General features: G+C 37.6%; 9 protein-coding genes. 3 read left to right on the forward strand and 6 right to left on the reverse strand.

The features are described 5' to 3' along the window. Both AC5XHR_RS11980 and mnmE read right to left on the reverse strand, forming a co-directional pair. Positions 1 to 756 (reverse strand): phage integrase SAM-like domain-containing protein (locus tag AC5XHR_RS11980; RefSeq protein WP_495951033.1); only part of this gene is annotated, 756 nt, incomplete at its 3' end. A gap of 167 nt (positions 757 to 923) precedes the next feature. After that, positions 924 to 2,354 (reverse strand): tRNA uridine-5-carboxymethylaminomethyl(34) synthesis GTPase MnmE, encoded by a 1,431-nt coding sequence (mnmE, locus tag AC5XHR_RS11985; RefSeq protein WP_495951034.1) that lies wholly within the window; start codon positions 2,352 to 2,354, stop codon positions 924 to 926. A gap of 644 nt (positions 2,355 to 2,998) precedes the next feature. Between mnmE and AC5XHR_RS11990 the strand changes: the two genes are divergently transcribed. Next, positions 2,999 to 3,781 (forward strand): endonuclease/exonuclease/phosphatase family protein, encoded by a 783-nt coding sequence (locus AC5XHR_RS11990; RefSeq protein WP_495951123.1) that lies wholly within the window; start codon positions 2,999 to 3,001, stop codon positions 3,779 to 3,781. 139 nt (positions 3,782 to 3,920) lie between these two features. Beyond that, positions 3,921 to 5,651 (forward strand): S41 family peptidase, encoded by a 1,731-nt coding sequence (locus AC5XHR_RS11995; protein ID WP_495951035.1) that lies wholly within the window; start codon positions 3,921 to 3,923, stop codon positions 5,649 to 5,651. Positions 5,652 to 5,733: 82 nt separating this feature from the next. On the opposite strand, the gene AC5XHR_RS12000 is transcribed toward AC5XHR_RS11995, so the two are convergent. The 3 genes from AC5XHR_RS12000 to dnaE form a co-directional block, all read right to left on the reverse strand. Continuing rightward, on the reverse strand, positions 5,734 to 6,396 hold the full coding sequence (locus AC5XHR_RS12000) for an MgtC/SapB family protein (RefSeq protein WP_495951036.1): 663 nt from the start codon (positions 6,394 to 6,396) through the stop codon (positions 5,734 to 5,736). Between the two features lie 106 nt (positions 6,397 to 6,502). Beyond that, the gene (locus AC5XHR_RS12005) at positions 6,503 to 8,272 is read right to left on the reverse strand and encodes an aminopeptidase P family protein (protein ID WP_495951037.1); all 1,770 of its coding nucleotides are present in this window, start codon (positions 8,270 to 8,272) and stop codon (positions 6,503 to 6,505) included. Positions 8,273 to 8,329: 57 nt separating this feature from the next. Beyond that, positions 8,330 to 12,955 carry a DNA polymerase III subunit alpha gene (gene dnaE, locus AC5XHR_RS12010; protein WP_495951038.1) on the reverse strand — a complete coding sequence of 1,542 codons (4,626 nt, stop codon included), beginning with the start codon at positions 12,953 to 12,955 and terminating at the stop codon, positions 8,330 to 8,332. A 381-nt stretch (positions 12,956 to 13,336) separates the two neighbouring features. Between dnaE and AC5XHR_RS12015 the strand changes: the two genes are divergently transcribed. Further along, the gene (locus tag AC5XHR_RS12015) at positions 13,337 to 15,412 is read left to right on the forward strand and encodes an alpha-ketoacid dehydrogenase subunit alpha/beta (protein WP_495951039.1); all 2,076 of its coding nucleotides are present in this window, start codon (positions 13,337 to 13,339) and stop codon (positions 15,410 to 15,412) included. 785 nt (positions 15,413 to 16,197) lie between these two features. Here the strand turns inward: AC5XHR_RS12015 and AC5XHR_RS12020 are convergent. After that, positions 16,198 to 17,784: a calcineurin-like phosphoesterase C-terminal domain-containing protein gene (locus AC5XHR_RS12020; protein WP_495951040.1), complete on the reverse strand. Its 1,587-nt coding sequence runs from the start codon at positions 17,782 to 17,784 to the stop codon at positions 16,198 to 16,200.

A 17,784-nucleotide genomic window follows, 5' to 3' on the forward strand; every position in this document is an offset into this window, starting at 1 on the left:
AACCCTTACTTCAGACCATATTAAGGTATTTATATCACTCCATCTCAAGCCTGACAAACATGAGAAAAGAAAAGCTCTTTTCAAGACGTCATATTTGCATTCTGTTTTTGCTAATGCTTGAACTTCATCAAAAGTCAAATACTCTCTTTGGCTTTCCGCCTGATCAAAGGATTTGGTCTTTGTAGCAAAATTGATTGTAGTATAACCTTCATCAAAAGCCCTACGAAGAGAGGCTTTAAATTTATTGAAATACGAATATTTTGAATTCTGAGATAGTGGTAAATTACTTTTGGTCAAAGCCTCATTTTCAAAATAGGTGCGTACTTTTTTAATAAGGTTTTCATCAATATCGTCAAAAGTTAGATTCTTAGAGAGAATTCTTTTCAGGTGCTGTAAAGTTGAGAACCAGTTACCGTAATTAGTAGAAGAATCTTGTTTTTGCTTTTCTTCTGTTAGCTCTTGAAAAAAAGCAAGGAATGTGCGCTTAGACTTTGAGGTATTTTTAATGTCATATTTCCCTTGAGCGTACTCTGCTTTTCGAATTGCTAAAACATTTTCCGCGAAGGCTAAACCTTCTTTATTATGTTTCTTCTCGTTCGGAGTTTTAGGTTCTGGAAATAAATAAGTGTCTAACTTTTCAAAATTACGTAGGTGTCTTCTTTTTCCTTCAGAACTAGTTTCAGATCCACGATAATATTCAATGGAAAGACTAATCTTACCATCTTTAAGTTTTCTTTGATTAATGGAAATTTTCATATTTTGCGGCTTGTACTTTTTTGTACCACTTTGTATCAATTTAGAAATTGAAGTAGTACTTAATTGGTAACAAAACTACAAATAAAGAATAATAAACGAAAATAAAATTATCATAAATTATTGAAAATCAAATAAAAGAATAGAAAAGAAACTAAAGGAAAACAAATTTATTTCCCAATGCAAAACTTAGAGAAGATATTCCCCAAAACCTCATCATTTGTAAACTCACCCGATATCTCCCCAAGATGTTCCAAAGCGTTGCGCAATTCGTAAGCTAAGAGTTCGGTGGTGATGTTATGCGAAACAGCCTCTTCAACTTGTGTTACCGAATACAACGACTTTTGCAAAGCTTCAAAATGCCTTTGATTAGTAATCACTACGCCACCTTCTTGAGCTTTTAAATTTTCAACATAGGAAGAAAGCTCATTCTTTAACTCCTGAATATTGCGGTTCTCGATAGCCGAAATCTTAATAAAATCAAACGGTGTATCCAAAGCATCACGGAACTGATTTTCAATCGTATCGAAAGCAGTTGGAACGACTTCATCGATCTTGGTTAAGCAGATTATCAATTCCAAATCCTCACGAACCAACGACTGAATCATGCGAATATCCTCTGTGAAATCTACTGAATTAGCGGCGGCTAGATACACCAATATCTCGGCTTGACTAACTTTTTCACGGGCTTTCTGCACACCGATTGCTTCAATTTCATCTTCCGTATCGCGCAATCCTGCGGTATCAATCAATCGGAAAGCATGACCTTTAATATGTAAAATTTCCTCGATGGTATCACGCGTCGTTCCTGCAATATTACTCACAATCGCACGCTCTTCTTTTAGTAAGGTATTGAGTAAAGTCGATTTCCCGGCGTTGGGTTTCCCAATAATCGCAACAGCAGTTCCGTTTTTAATGGCATTCCCATATTGGAAACTATCGATTAAAGATTTTAGTTTTGCTTGTATTCGCTTAATTAGAGCTACTAAAGCGGTTCTATCAGCAAATTCCACATCTTCCTCAGCAAAATCCAATTCCAATTCAATGAGTGAAGTGAAATTCAGTAAATCACCTCGCAACACCGAAATCTCTTGCGAAATACCACCTTTCAATTGGTTTAATGCTACTTTTCGAGAGGCTTCATTTTCGGCAGCAATTAGGTCGGCAATCGATTCAGCTTGCGAAAGGTCAATACGGCCATTCATAAAAGCACGCATTGTAAACTCGCCCGCTTTCGCCATTCGAGCTCCGTTTTTAATCAAAACTTCCAGAATCTTAGCACCAATATGGGGAGAACCATGAAACGAAATCTCCACAGAGTTCTCCGTCGTAAAAGTCTTCGGCGGATGAAACACCGAAACCATCACCTCATCAATAACCTCTATGTTGTTGCCACCTTCTTCTTTCCTCTTTTCTCTTTCCTCTTTCTTCCCATCCACAATAAACCCATAATGCACCGTATGCGACTTCGCTTTTTCAAGGTTTTTCCCTTCAAAAACTTTATTCACGATTTCAAAAGATTTTTCGCCCGAAACTCTGATAATCCCAATGGCGCCTACTCCGTTTGCCGTTGCTAATGCGCATATAGTGTCTTGATTCATGCTGCAAATTTACGGCTTTTTTGTACAAGTTTTTAAGAGCTAAGAACGTGCTTTAGGTTGAATCTTTCTATTCCCATCTTCGCTCATCGCAAAAAAAGATTTCTAGTAAACGAGGAACGAGTTTGGATGTTACAATTATTAACATAGGCAAACCAGAATCACTTAGAGGGATTTTCCACCTTACTCCCATCCCAACAAGTTTAAATTAAAAACAGAACAACGAACGAAGTTCAAAACAAAGCAGAAAATGAATAAGTAAACAAAAACTAGTAAATTCTCAAAAAATAATATAATCTTTGGAAAAATCTATTTTAGTATTTTCGATTCTTAAAGTTACATGGATGTTCGGAGTTTATATTAGTATCAGTATTTTAGTACTTATTGCAAGTATATTACCCAAAATTCCCTCTTCCTATTGGGTTTTTAGGAGTACGGACTTTGGAAAAATCCAGGTATTTTATATTGCTATAGTTCTCTTTTTAGTAGGTTTTCTTCTTCCACAAAAAAATACAACATTCTGGATTTTACAATCGCTTTTACTTGGAAGTATTGTTTATCACGGTTTTATTTTGTTTAAATACACGCATTTTTATCCTGTTAAATAAAGTAAGCCTCAATATACCTCAAGTAAAAAACTGAGTTTCATTTCAGCAAATGTCTATCAATTTAATACCGATTACGAACAGTTTATCCAATTGATCAAAAAATATCAACCCGATGTTTTTTTAACGATGGAAAGTAATGGTGATTGGGAAAAAGCCTTAGAAAAATTAGAAGTTGAATATCCATACCAACACAAAGTTGGTTTAGAAAACACCTACGGTATTCATTTATATTCGAAACTGGAAATAACAGAAAGCCAGACCCATTATTTTGTTGCCGACGACATTCCGAGTATCGAAGCCGTAATAAAATCTCAGCAAGGCCATAAATTCGTCTTTTTTGGAGTTCATCCACCGCCGCCAAGTCCCACAGAAGAGAAAACATCTAAAGAACGGGATGGCGACTTACTATCTGTTGCGAAAAGAGTTAAAGAACTTCACCATCCTACTATTGTTGTTGGAGATTTCAACAATGTTGCTTGGAGCAAATCATCTATTCTATTTCGGAAAACGAGTGAGTTAATCGACCCCAGAATTGGCCATGGATTTGTTTCGACTTTTCATGCGAAGTATAAATTTTTGCGATTTCCGATTGATCTAATGTTTCATTCTACAGATGTGTTTGTTACTCAGTTAAAAACCTTAGAAAATTTTGGATCTGATCATCTACCAGTTTATTGCGAATTTTTTATTGATGCTGAACTAGAACATCAAGAAGATCAAGTGGAAACCGCTACAAAAGAAGAAGAAAACGAAGCCGAAGAAATGATACAAGATGGAATTGAGGAGCAGAGCGACCGCGAAAGAGTTGTTACTGAAGATTGATCAACAAAATAGTTGCTCTTAAAAAAGGTCAGCTTTTTAATCAAAATCAAAACTTCAAAAGAGTTTATCATTTATATTGGCTGTTAAACCTCGTCCCCCTTTTCTATTTTTTTCCCTATTTTTATCCAAAAAGTCATTTATGTTTCGTTTAACGATCCTACTAACTTTTCTTGTTTCACTTCATCTTTCCGCACAGAAAGAGCTGCTCAACTACGTCAAAGTCTGGAATTTCATAAAATACTACCATCCCGATTTGGCGAGTGGAAAGAAAGATGCCGATTCTCTTTTTCTGGCTCATATTCCAAAAGATCATGACGATTTCAACACGGTCGTTTCAAATCTAACAAAGGAATTATCCAACTCAAAAACGTTGGACTCAAATCCTGAAACTTTCAAGGATATTCTCGACAAAAATCAAAACTTTAATTGGTTTCTAAAGTCGAAAACACTTTCTAAAGAAAATAAAAAACGTCTGGAAAACATTTTCACGAACAGGTGGACAAAAGAGCCACATCACTTTGTTCCGCAAGACGGATTTACGTCAGATCTACCCAATGAAAAAGAATATCTCCTTGCAGATCAAGATAACTTGAGCCGTGAACTTCGTTTGCTGGCCATGGCAAAAATATGGGGTGTAATCGACTATTTGTATCCGCATCAATATCTGATGGCTAAAGATGCCGAAATAAAATTTGAAAACTATCTACAGCAAAGTCTTATTGCCAAGTCAAAAAAGGATTTTGAAGAAATTTTAGCAAAAACCGTCTCCTTATTGGAGGACACGCATGCTTTTCGTTTCTACAATCAATTAAAATACAAAGCCGATATCTTTCATACGCGTTATTTTGCCCCATTTGATTATCAAATTGTCGACGATTATATGTTGATAACGAAAATTATTGATTCAAGTCGTTTTAAGAATGCAAATTTGAACATCGGGGATCGAATTTGCAGTATTAATGGAAAAAAAATTTCTCAAATTCTTTCTGAGAAGTCTAATCTTCTTTCGACTTCAAATAGCGAAGGCTTGCGTCACCGTTTGTCTGATTATCAGATGAATTTGATTTGGAGTGACGACTTGCAAACGAAAACACTAAAAGTACAAAAGAGAAACACCAAAAGCTTTTTCACAACTAGTGTTGAAATGCTAAATCCGAAAGAAAAATCAGATTTAGAAGCAGTTTCCACCTACTTAAAATCAAAAATTCAAGCGAAGCGTTCTCATCAATTGAAGAATCAAGACATTGTGTATTTCCGTATCGATCAAACATTTGGAATGATAGAAGAAGTGGACGATCAAGAAATTGATAAAAAGATGAAGGAAATTTTAGATACTGCCGCTTCTAAAAAAGCTTTGGTTTTTGATATGCGCGACTATCCAGATTGGGGCGGATTTGTTTACCATTACATCTATTCGTATTTCTCACCTAAAGAAAACTATTTCGGAAAATATTATCAGCAAAACCTCAATTCTATTGGGACTTTTAAATATGTATCCGATTCCAAAACCTATTTCCCAGAAGTGGAACGAATGAATACGAAACCCTATACAGGAATAGTTTTTATCATCGTTAATCAAGAAACTTTAAGCGCTAGTGAATGGAACACAATGAATCTTCAATATACTTTTCCTCAAGCAACCACGATCGGTGAACAAACCGCGGGAGCAGATGGAGATATCAAAAAAATGAAATTACCAGGTGGCTACACCTTGGAATTTACAGGAAATGGAATCTTTTATCCCAATGGGAAACAAACTCAAAAATTGGGTGTTCATATCGATAAGAAAATTAATTACACCGATTCCGATATTCTTGCTGGGAAAGATTTGGCTTTTGACTTCATTCAATCTCAACTATCAAAACCTTAAAGTCAGCAAATTTTCTACCTTATAAAAGTAGCCTAAAACCTTAATCTTGATTCTCGGCTCTAGAATCTAGCATCTATATAAATCAATACGAAAATGAATCCACATGTCGCTGATGCGTCAGATAGTAATCCAACTCATCCAAACTACTTTTATGAATCACAATATCAAAGGAAAGAGTCAAACTTGCATCTTGAAACTGCGATTGCTTCATCTTTACCGTCTTGCAAATCTGTTTTAAATCATTAATAATTTCTTTCTTTAAAGCTATATTCTGGGATTGAATATGAATTTCAAGTGTTTTCGCAACATTCCGAGCAACATATCGATTGAAAAGGGATCCTGAAGCGATAATTCCAAAACAAGCTAATAAAAAAATCCCGGCTGTTATATACTGCCCAAAACCAATGGACATACCGATAGCTGCAGAAATCCAAATAATACTTGCAGTGGTTAAACCATTAACGTTGTTCCCTTCTTTAAAAATAACTCCGGCTCCCAAAAAACCAATTCCAGAAACCACATACGAAGCAATTCGGGTTGCGTCTTCCGATTCTCCCATACCCATTTTGTAGGACAAAACCGTGAACAATGTACTTCCTAAACAAATAATTGATATGGTTTTAAAACCTGCAGATTTATCCTTCCATTCTCTTTCCATTCCCAAAACAAATCCTGCTAAAAGAGAGAAAACAACTTTCAGTAAGTCTTCCCAATCCCAAACTAATGATCGTATCGCCTCGTCCATAATTGCATTTTAGTAAAGATACAAATTTGAACAAATTTTGAATTCATCACAAAAAAAACGTTGCTAAGATTGAAATCCTAGCAACGTTTATGGTATTTATTTTCTATTAAAGCGGCGAAACAAGGTCTAAAAACCAAGTTTTCACATCGCCTTCAAGATGTTTTCCGATTTTCTCTTCACATTGTTTATGATAAGTATTCAACCAATCGATTTCGTCTTGTGAAAGCAATTCTTTCTTGATGGTATTTTTAAAGAACGGACAGAACGTCAACGTTTCAAAATCATAGAACGTTCCAAAATCATTGGTTTCAGCAACTTTTACTGCCATTAAATTCTCGTGTCGAATTCCATAATTTCCTTCGATATACAATCCTGGCTCATTAGATAAAACCATTCCTGGAAGCAATTCCGTAGGATTCAAATCTTTTCTGAAACTTTGTGGACCTTCATGCACATTCATGAAACTTCCAACACCATGTCCCGTTCCGTGATTGTAATCTTTTCCTTCCATCCACAACGGTAAACGAGCAATCGCATCCAATTGATTTCCACGCGTTCCTTTAGCAAATTTCACCATCGAAAGACGAATCATCCCTTGCAAAACACGAGTCGAATTATGAATAAACTCTTCCGAAACCTCACCAACAGCTAAAGTTCTTGTGATATCCGTAGTTCCTTCTAAATATTGACCCCCTGAATCCACCAAAAGAACTCCTTTGTTGGTTACATCAGAACTTCCTTCAGCTTTTGCAGAATAGTGTGGCAACGCCGCATTTCCTTCATAACCTACGATATTGCCGAAACTTTCGCCTACAAAATTATCCAACTCCGCACGGAAACCTTTCAATTTCTGACCTATTGAATATTCTGTCATCGGTTCTTTACCAACGTTATGAGTCAACCAATACAGAAATTTCACCATTCCAACACCATCACGTTCCATCACCGTTCGGAATCCTTCTAATTCAGCTTCGTTTTTCTGAGCTTTCATTAGATTTCCAGGAACCGCCGCTTTTACAAACGCATTTTGAGCAGCTAATGTATTGTAGATTGCTTGATTTGTCGTCGGTGAAAGGAGAACCTTTTCGTTTTTCACATCTTTCAAGAAGGTATAAAAATCAGCGTAAGGTGCCATTTTCACATGCGATGCATCCATTTGGCGGCGTGCATCTTCATTCAATTTATCTAAATCAACGAAAAGAATGGCATCATTCAAAGTCACATAAATATAACCTAGAAAAACCGGATTGGCTTCCACATCGCTTCCACGAAGATTCAGTGTCCAAGCCACATCATCCAAACTAGAAATAACGTGAGCCGTTGCGCCTATTTTATCCATTTTCTCACGAATAGCGCTTAATTTATCGGTAACCGACTTCCCTGCTCTTTCCAAAGGATGAACAAAAACTTCGTTTTTAGAAGGTTCCGCACGATTGGTCCAAATTTGATCCAACAAAGGCAAGTCAACCAACGTAATTCCTGATGTTTTTAATTGACTTTCTACGGCTTCCCAGTTTGAATTAGACGTAGCCAACGCATTTACAGCGACTTTTCCACCGTTAGAAACTTGAGATTTAATCCAATCGATAAAATCAGGAGTTCCTTCTACCCCTTCTTTCATCAAGGTTACTGAAGAATCTTTCAACTCGGCAGCAGCTTGAACAAAATAACGACCATCCGTCCAAACACCAGCTTCCGTTTTCGAAATTACGGCAAAACCTGCGGAACCTGTAAAACCAGAAATCCACTTTCGCTCTTGCCATTCTTTAGGCAAATACTCGCTCATATGCGGGTCTGCGGAATAAACAATAAAGGCATCAACTTGATTTTGCTGCATCACCTCGCGCAGCTTGGCTAGTTTATCTTGTGTAGTCATAAATTTTGGTGGATGGATTGGCCATCTCAATTATTATTCAAATGTACTAATTCCTAATTAATTCAGGAAAATCTGATACTTGTTATTTTCGGCAAATAAATGCATTAACTCTCCACTAATGCTGACTTGCGTTCGCATGGAATTTAATTCAACATGGGAATTATCTTCGGCATTTTTCAAGAAGAAATGGAGTTTTTGCTCACCGCTATGATCTTGAATGACCGAACGAATAAATCCGATATCGTCTGGACGAATATCCCGAATATCCATCACCACGGTCATCGTGCTTGCAAATCGCTCAAACGCTTCTTTCAACTCGTAAACATCCACAACATTCAAGAAAACGCGGTTGTCTCGAGCTACAGAAAACTTCACTTTGAAAATCAAGAAACGCTGAATGTCAATTTTATCTTTCAACTTCATATAATCGCGGTCTCCTAAACGGAACGAGTAACTTCCTGTGTAATCTTCCAACGTTAGAAAAGCGATTTTCTCACCACTATTTCGACCATCACGAACTGTAAATTCCGTCACCAAACCGGCAACCGTATTTTCTTTGATCGCATTGTTGAAATCCGTTCTAAGCTTACTTCCCTTCCCCTCTTCAAACATTCGCGTTTGTTCACTTCCGAAATTCTGATCACGGTACGCATCGATTTCATCTAAATTCAAGAATTTAAAATGGCCTTTGGCTTCCACATTTTTCACTTCTTCTTCCATCACGACTTCGCCATCTTCGGTCACTTCCAAATCCACTACATCAGTTTCATCACCCGTTTCTTCTGCTTCGCGTTCTTGATCTAAAATCAACTCGGTTTTGGAAATCATTTCTTCATCATCTTTCTTCTGGTCCAAAATCTCTTTTCGACTTAAAACCCCTTGAATAAACTGATATTGAAACTGAAATTCATCCAACGGATGCGCCGAAAGATAGAAACCAATAATCTCCTTTTCTTTGTTGAGTTTATGCATGTTTGGCCATTCTGCAGAAGGTAAAATCTTCGGTTGTTCAATTTTCACCTCATCGGCAAAATCTGCAAAAAGGGAATTATCCATTTGATTTTTCGAATCTTGGAAACTCTGGCCGTATCGTAAAAGCCGTTCTACATTGGTTCTTCCTTGATTATCATAATCAAAATACTGTGCTCGGTGATACACATCCAATTCATCAAAGGCACCAGCAACCACCAAACTTTCTACTACTCTTTTGTTAACTTGTGCAGATGGCAAACGCTCAAAAAAGTCAAAAACCGACACAAAACGTTGCTCATTACTTGTCGCTACAATCGCCTCACTTGGTCCTTCACCAATACCTTTAATGGCTCCCAAACCAAAACGAACTTGACCTTTTTCGTTAACCGAGAACTCATACTGACTTTCATTAACATCAGGTCCTAAAACATCCACACCCATATTCTTGCAATCCTCCATGAATAGAGTAATTTGCTTGGTGTTATTTAAGTTGTGCGTCATCACACTCGCCATATATTCTGCAGGATAATTGGCTTTTAAATACGCCGTCTGATACGCGATATATGCATAACAAGTGGAGTGAGATTTGTTGAAAGCGTATTCTGCAAAGGCTTTCCAGTCATTCCATATTTTTTCTAAACTGGTTTCGTTTAGATTATTCTTTTTTCCACCCTCTATAAATTTCGGGTACATTTTGTTCAAAACATCAATTTGTTTCTTACCCATCGCCTTTCTCAAAGTATCGGCCTCACCTTTGGTGAAATTCGCCAACTTCTGAGACAAAAGCATTACCTGCTCCTGATACACGGTAATCCCGTAGGTTTCTTCCAAATATTCTTGACATTCCGGTAAATCATAGACAATGTCTTCAATTCCATGCTTTCGATTAATAAAGTTTGGAATGTATTTGATTGGACCTGGACGGTACAAGGCATTCATGGCAATTAAATCGGCAAAAACAGTGGGTTTCAGCTCACGCATGTATTTTTGCATTCCGGGACTTTCATACTGGAAAATCCCAACAGTGCGCCCTTCTTGGAATAATTGATAGGTTTTTTCATCCGTCAACGGAATTTCATCGGGATCAATATCAATTCCGTGCCGCTCTTTCACCAATTTTATCGCATCTTTAATAATGGACAAAGTTCGCAATCCCAAAAAGTCCATTTTCAATAAACCGGCACTTTCTGCAACGGAGTTGTCAAATTGCGACACCAAAATATCTGCATCTTTCGCTGCAATGGTAATCGGAACCAAATTGGAAATATCTTCCGGTGTAATAATCACTCCACAGGCGTGAATACCCGTATTTCGGATACAGCCTTCCATCTTTTGAGCCGCCGACAACACCTCATTTCGAGGATCGCTTTCATTCTTTAAAATCGCCTTCATTTCATCCACCAACATTTTATCCTCTGGTGGAAGTTTTTCGTATTTGCTAAAGGCTTTTCCGATATTCATTCCCGGTGCGGGCGGAATTAATTTCGCAATGTTTTTGGTATCCGGTATTGGCAAATCTAAAACTCGACCTGCATCCGTAATCGCTGATTTCCCTCCCAAAACGGAATAGGTGATAATCTGAGCTACATTGGTTTTACCGTATTTCTCAACAACCCATTTGATAATTCGCTCTCGACCTTCATCATCAAAGTCAATATCAATATCGGGCATGGAAACCCTTTCTGGATTTAGGAAACGCTCAAAAAGGAGATCGTATTTAATCGGATCAACATTGGTAATTCCGATACAATAAGCCACGGCAGAACCCGCCGCCGAACCACGACCGGGGCCAACCCAAACGCCCATTTTACGGGCTTCATTACAGAAATCCTGAACAATCAAAAAGTAACCAGGATAGCCTGTATTGGCAATAATCTCCAATTCGAAATCCAATCGTTCCCGAATTTCATCGGTAATCGTTTCATATCTTTTTGCCGCTCCTTCATACGTCAAATGACGAAGGAAAGCGTTCTCCCCTCGTTTTCCACCATCTACCTCGTCTTCCGCATGAAGAAACTCTTCAGGAATATCAAATTTCGGCAAGAGAACGTCTCGTTTTAAAGGATAGGATTCAAACTTGGCGAAAAACTCTTCATACGCTTCAAACGCATCCGGATAGCTTCTAAAAGTCTGTTTTAATTCCTCTGCATTTTTAAAATGATAGGATCGACTTGGAAGTCCTTTACGTTTTCCAAATCCTTTTCCGATGGGCGATGATAGCTTTTCACCATCTTTAATACAGAATAAAATATCCTGGGTTTTTGCCCCATCTGCATTGGTATAATAGGTTTCGTTTTGGGCTAAAATCTTAACATTATGTTTGTCGGCAAAACCTAATAAAACGCCATTAACATATTCCTCTTCATCTATATCATGATTCTGAATCTGAACATAAAAATCATCTTGAAAAGTCTCTTTCCACCAAAGGAAAAGCTCTTCCCCTTTGGTTTCCCCAAATTCTAAAATCGTATTCGGAATATCGGCATGAATACTTCCCGTAACCGCGATTAAATCTTCTTTATAGGCTTCAATTTGCTTTTTCGAAATACGCGGAACACCAAAGTAAAAACCGTTAACATAGCCCATACTTGAAAGCTTTGCCAAGTTTTTGTAACCATTAAAATTCTTCGCTAAAAGGACCATTTGAGTTCTGCGATCGGGATCATCTTTCGTAAATTGTTTCTGCTCGGGGCGATCCGAAATATAAAATTCGCAACCCAAAACGGGCATCAATTTCTTCTGTTGAAGTTCGGTATTGTCGGGATCGGCTTCTTTCGCTTCTTCGTACTGTTTTTTCAGATTGCCGTTGGCTTTTTCAACTTCACTAATGAATTTAAAAGCGCCCATCAAATTTCCAAAATCGACCATTCCAACGGCTGGAAAATCATTCTCCAAAGCTTGATTCACCAAATCACTTAAGTGAGATGAAGCTTGCAATGACGAATAAATCGTATGATTATGAAAGTTGAAATAAGCGCCCAACTCAATATCATCAGCGTTTCCAAAATCAACATTTTTCTTTTTGTTGAAATTGGCAACCTGCGTTCGAATGACAATCCCAAAAGGCTGAATAGGCTCTTGTTGAACTTTTCTAAAATTTTGAACAACTTCGGGTTCAACACCAATATCGGACGCATTGATAACGCCAATACGCACCATTTCAAAGAAAACCTGAGCCGTTGCATTTACGTCGGCCGCAGCATTGTGCGCCTCGGCAAAATCGGTTCCGTAGAGCTTTTTGTAAATCTCACCTAATTTAGGCGACTTAAACCTTCCCGAATTCCCTTGCGGAATCGCCGTATACTCCGTTCCTAAGTGCATGGTATCCACCTTAGGAAGCTCTTGCAACGTACTTTCTACTTCTTTTCTGTAGTTTTCGGCACCGATAATATTGTAGTCGAATTCAATATTTTGGCCAACACCAAAACGGCATTTTGCCACCGCTTCTTGGAAGAGTTTTAAAACCTCCGTTAAATCGTGGCCTTGTTCTTCGGCAATTTTAGTTGTAATCCCGTGAATTCGGGCAACATTAAAGGGAATATCGTAGCCTTCTGGCTTAATGATAAAGTCTTGATTTTCTACTAAATTTCCGTTCTCATCATGAATTTGCCAAGCCAACTGAACCATTCTTGGCCAGTTATCGGAATCGGAAAGAGGAGCGTTATAATTTTTCGGTAACCCTGTAGTTTCGGTATCAAAAACTAAATACATCGACATTATTTTTTGTAAAAATATCACAATTTTTCTGGAAATAAAAGTTGACAGCAAGGGATTAATTCAGTACATCTACTCCATCAAAAACCAATCAAAAACATCATTAAACACAATTAAACAAAGGATTTAGGTCGTTTTATATTTTTAAATAAGTTCAAAAATTAGGGCAAATTGTTGATAACTATTTTCACCATCCAGTTTATCAATCACAACTCAAGTAAAATCAGCAAAACCAACCAAATTCAAAATCAAAAAAATCAAAATTAAAGTTCATTCAAAACCTTAAAAATTTCCTTTTTTGCTAGGTGGATTCAAGGAAACAAAGGTCATTTTTTATCGAATTGAACAAATCAATGAAAAAGTTTATCTTTGAGAAGTATGAAAGCTCAGATTAAAAACAAAATTTCTAAAGATATTCTGCTTAAAGCATTTCGTTTGATGATGGAAGCCAAAGCGATGGCCGACACCTACGAAAACAACCGCAAACAATGCCCTTATGTACATAGTACGTCACGCGGACACGAAGCAATCCAACTTGCAACGGCGTTTCAGTTAACGACGGAGGATTGGGTTTCGCCCTATTATCGGGACGAAAGTTTACTTTTAGGAATCGGTTTTGAGCCGTACGAACTGATGCTTCAATTATTAGCGAAAGCCGATGATCCTTTTTCGGCTGGACGTTCATATTATTCGCATCCATCGTATTTGGGAGACGACAAACCGAATATGATTCACCAAAGTGCTGCAACAGGAATGCAAACGATTCCAACAACGGGAATCGCGCAAGCAATCCGCTATATTGAAGATTTTAACCTTCGTCAATTTGATGGAAAACCCATTGCAGTATGTAGTTTAGGAGATAATTCGGTAACCGAAGGCGAAGTGAGTGAGGCTTTTCAATTTGCGGCTTTGCATCAATTACCGGTCTTATTTTTAGTTCAAGATAACGGTTGGGGAATTTCCGTAACCAAAGAAGAAGCGCGAACCGCCGATGCCTACGAATTTGTGGAAGGTTTTATCGGCATGAACCGCATGCGATTGGACGGAACCGATTTCGTAGAATCCTTTTTAGGAATGCAAGAAGCCATAGAATTCGTTCGTGAGCAAAGAAAACCAATGGTTGTTTGTGCGAAAACAGTTCTTATTGGGCATCATACATCTGGAGTTCGTCGCGAGTTTTATCGTACAGAAGCAGATTTGGAAAAGCATCGCGTTCAAGATCCCGGTGTAATCCTTCGAAAGTATTTATTGAGTGAAGGTTTCGCTGAAGACGAACTCAATTCCATCGAAGAAAAAGCATTAGAAAAAGTAACGGCTGAATTTCAAAAAGCATTGAACGCGCCAGAACCGCCAATAACATCGGCATCAGGACCAGTTTTTGCAGACAATCCAATTACAGAAGAGTCCGGAATTCGTGTTCCTGAAGGCAGCAAGGAAAAAATTGTCATGGTTGATGCGGGAATCCACGCATTGCAAGAACTTATGTACAAGCATCCAGAAGCCGTTTTGTACGGTCAAGATGTTGGTGAACGTATTGGTGGTGTTTTTAGAGAAACGGTGACTTTAGGACAAAAATTTGGTGACAAACGTGTTTTCAATACTCCCATTCAAGAAGCTTACATTATTGGATCAACGATTGGAATGAGCGCTATGGGCTTAAAACCTATTGTTGAAGTTCAGTTCGCTGATTATATTTATCCAGGTTTAAATCAACTTATTACCGAAATATCCAAGTCATGCTACCTTTCGCATGGCAAGTTCCCGATTTCCAATATAATTCGAGTTCCAATTGGAGCGTATGGCGGCGGTGGACCGTATCATAGCGGAAGTGTAGAAAGTATTTTAGCGAATATTAAAGGAATTAAAATCGCGTATCCAAGTAATGCCGCCGATTTCAAAGGTTTGTTTAAAGCAGCGTATTACGATCCAAATCCATGCATTATGTTGGAGCACAAAGGCTTGTACTGGTCTAAAGTTCCAGGAACGGAAGACGCTAAAACCATTGAACCTGCTGAAGATTATATTTTGCCATTTGGAAAAGCAACTTCGGTTGTTGAAGCTGATGAACAAGAAGTTTCGAAAGGAAATTCACTCGTGATAATCACGTATGGAATGGGCGTTTACTGGGCAAAAGCAGCTGCTAAAAACCATCCAGGAAAAGTCGAAATTGTCGACATCAGAACCTTGGTTCCTTTGGATGAAGAGTATATTTTTGATAAAGTAAAACTGCACAGCAAATGTCTTGTTTTAACAGAAGAACCAATTCAAAATTCATTTGCTGAAGCTTTAGCACATCGAATTTCCAAAGAATGTTTCCGCTATTTGGATGCGCCTGTTGAAGCAATGGGATCACTCAATGTTCCAGCCATTCCGATTCATTTTAAATTGGAAGAAGAAGTGCTTCCAACACCGGAAAAAGTAAGTGCAAAAATTCAAGAACTTTTGAATTATTAAATATAAAAAAGACCTTTTCGAAGGTCTTTTTTATTGTTCAAAGTTTTAGGTTTAATATTTAATTCACGATCGGCACTTCGAGTAAAAATCTGAAAGATTTTGTATCGAGAAGTTTTTTACATTCTGTTCTCGATACGATTTTTTCAAAATCTACTCGAACTGACGACCATTACTTATTTAGTATCATATCTGATGGAGCGAAGTGAAATAACAGCCTCATCACAAAACTGTCATTCCGAATGCAACGAAGTAAAGTGAGGAAACCCAACGTAGTGGTTCGACGAAGTCAATCTCTTTTTTTGTTCAAAGTATTAGGTTTAAAGTTTAATTCACGATCGTCACTTCGAGTAAAAATCTGAAGGATTTTGTATCGAGAAGTTTTTTTTAAATTCTGTTCTCAATACGATTTTTTCAAAATCTACTCGAACTGACGACGGTTACTTATTTCGTATCATTCCGAATGGAACGAAGTAAAATGAGGAATCTCTCTTTTTTATGTTCTTTTAGCTTGAACTAAAAGAACCAAAAGTTCAAGACTTGGATTTTGAAGCTAAAGTTTCTATCCATTTTCTAAAACTTCTAAAACTTGCTTCGCTTCGAACAGTAGAAGTTTTTAACGAAAATTCCAAGAAACTTTTTGACGCTTCAAACTCCTAGGTCGGTGTGAGAATATCGTTTTAAAATCCCGATTGTCATTCTTTATACAACGAAGTTAACCTTCAAAAAAGCTAAAAGTCAACTTTCTTAGAAAGCTGACTTTTAAAAAATGAAAAGAAAAAGTATTGTTACGGAATCATTTCGGTTTCTTGAACCTCAAAACTTCCTTTTGCTGCATGTTTGTATCCATATCGATCCGTCACACGAACCTCCACTTGATGCGCACCCAAAGCTAAATCTTTAGGAAAAGTAGCCGTCCAAATATGACGTGAGTTTTCAGGATAATTCGGGCGTCTTCCATCAAATAATTCCGGACTTTGATCCCATTCTATTAGTGTTCCGAAATACGCTGGATCAATCACTTCTTGGTATTGCATTTTCTTCCAAGAACCTTGGTCAATTCGATATTCTAAAACGGTTTCCGAATCTCCCATAAAGAAATTAGCCACCATTCTCGCTGATGTATTTTTCTTGAAAGGAACCGTTTTTGGAAGTTGAAGATTGATTTGAAAATCCTCTGGCTTTCCAGCTGCTTTGTATTGAATTTTGTATTGATTTCCACTAAAATTAACAAAAGAATAGCCTCTGTAGGTTCCATCACGCATCGTTGATTGTGGAACTCCGATTTCATCCGCTTTTCCCGAATACCAATCTCCCGAAGTCGTTCCTACATTGTACTCATGCAATGGTTGAATCCCTTCCCAACCTTCTTGTTTTCCGTAGAAAAGTTGACTCTGTTTATGCGTATGCGCAGACATCATCAAAACGTTTTTGAAAGGCTTCAACAAATCAAATAAACGATTACGATCTCCCATTCTAAAATGATCATCGGCTGCATTTTCTGGTTTCAACTGGATATGAAACGCCAAAACAACCAATTGATCTGGATTCAACAACTTTAAATCATTTTCAACAAAATCCAACTGCTCTTTTCGAAATCCTCCCCAATAGCTTTTTCCATCTCGTGGATCGGGATACAAAATATCATCAAGTAAAATGAAATGGACCTTTCCGTAATTAAAAGCATAATTTGCTGGTCCGAAATTCAATTCAAAAGTTTCGTCTGAAAATTGATCTTCTTTAGCATCGTAATTCATATCGTGATTGCCCATCACGTTGTACCACGGCAATCCCAATTCTTTTACCGCGTTGATGTAATGCGGTTGCAGCGACAAATCGTCGCCAACCAAATCTCCTAAGCTAATCCCGAAAACGGCTTGTTTTTTATTCTTTTTAACCTCATCAATAATTCCTCTTTTGAAATAATCCATCTCTTTCAAGTTGTACGCTTGAGGATCGCCAAAAACCAAAATTTGAAAATCCGATTGCTCATTTTGAGCGGTCAATGGAAAATTAATTTCCTTCGGCAAAGCGCCTGTTGGAGCTACACCTTTATATTTAAAATCTGCCGGTGAACCGTTTGGTTTATGCAAATAATAATACGCCGGGAGTTGATTTTCTTTTATTTTCGTTTGATAACCTGAAGGCTTAATCACAAAAATCGCCTGATCATCACTTATTGGAAGGCTGTATTTTCCCTGAGTGTCGGTTTTTACGACTTCAACGCCATTTGAAACCCCAACATTGGGAATTCCGCGTTCTTTTTTGTCTTTGATTCCGTTTTTATTGGCATCTTCAAAAACAAATCCTGTTGCTTTTTGTTGCGCCGAAAGCGCGATGGATACTAAAGATAAGGTAAAAAGATATTTTTTCAT

The organism is Kaistella sp. CFF1-2 (assembly GCF_059509915.1).

What these genes read in the sequence shown, in the direction of transcription:
- AC5XHR_RS11995 (WP_495951035.1), top strand. Translation starts at nt 3,921, where the DNA reads ATGTTTCGTTTAACGATCCTACTAACTTTTCTTGTTTCACTTCATCTT.
- AC5XHR_RS12000 (WP_495951036.1), bottom strand. Translation starts at nt 6,396, where the DNA reads ATGGACGAGGCGATACGATCATTAGTTTGGGATTGGGAAGACTTACTG.
- AC5XHR_RS12005 (WP_495951037.1), bottom strand. Translation starts at nt 8,272, where the DNA reads ATGACTACACAAGATAAACTAGCCAAGCTGCGCGAGGTGATGCAGCAA.
- mnmE (WP_495951034.1), bottom strand. Translation starts at nt 2,354, where the DNA reads ATGAATCAAGACACTATATGCGCATTAGCAACGGCAAACGGAGTAGGC.
- dnaE (WP_495951038.1), bottom strand. Translation starts at nt 12,955, where the DNA reads ATGTATTTAGTTTTTGATACCGAAACTACAGGGTTACCGAAAAATTAT.
- AC5XHR_RS12015 (WP_495951039.1), top strand. Translation starts at nt 13,337, where the DNA reads ATGAAAGCTCAGATTAAAAACAAAATTTCTAAAGATATTCTGCTTAAA.
- AC5XHR_RS12020 (WP_495951040.1), bottom strand. Translation starts at nt 17,784, where the DNA reads ATGAAAAAATATCTTTTTACCTTATCTTTAGTATCCATCGCGCTTTCG.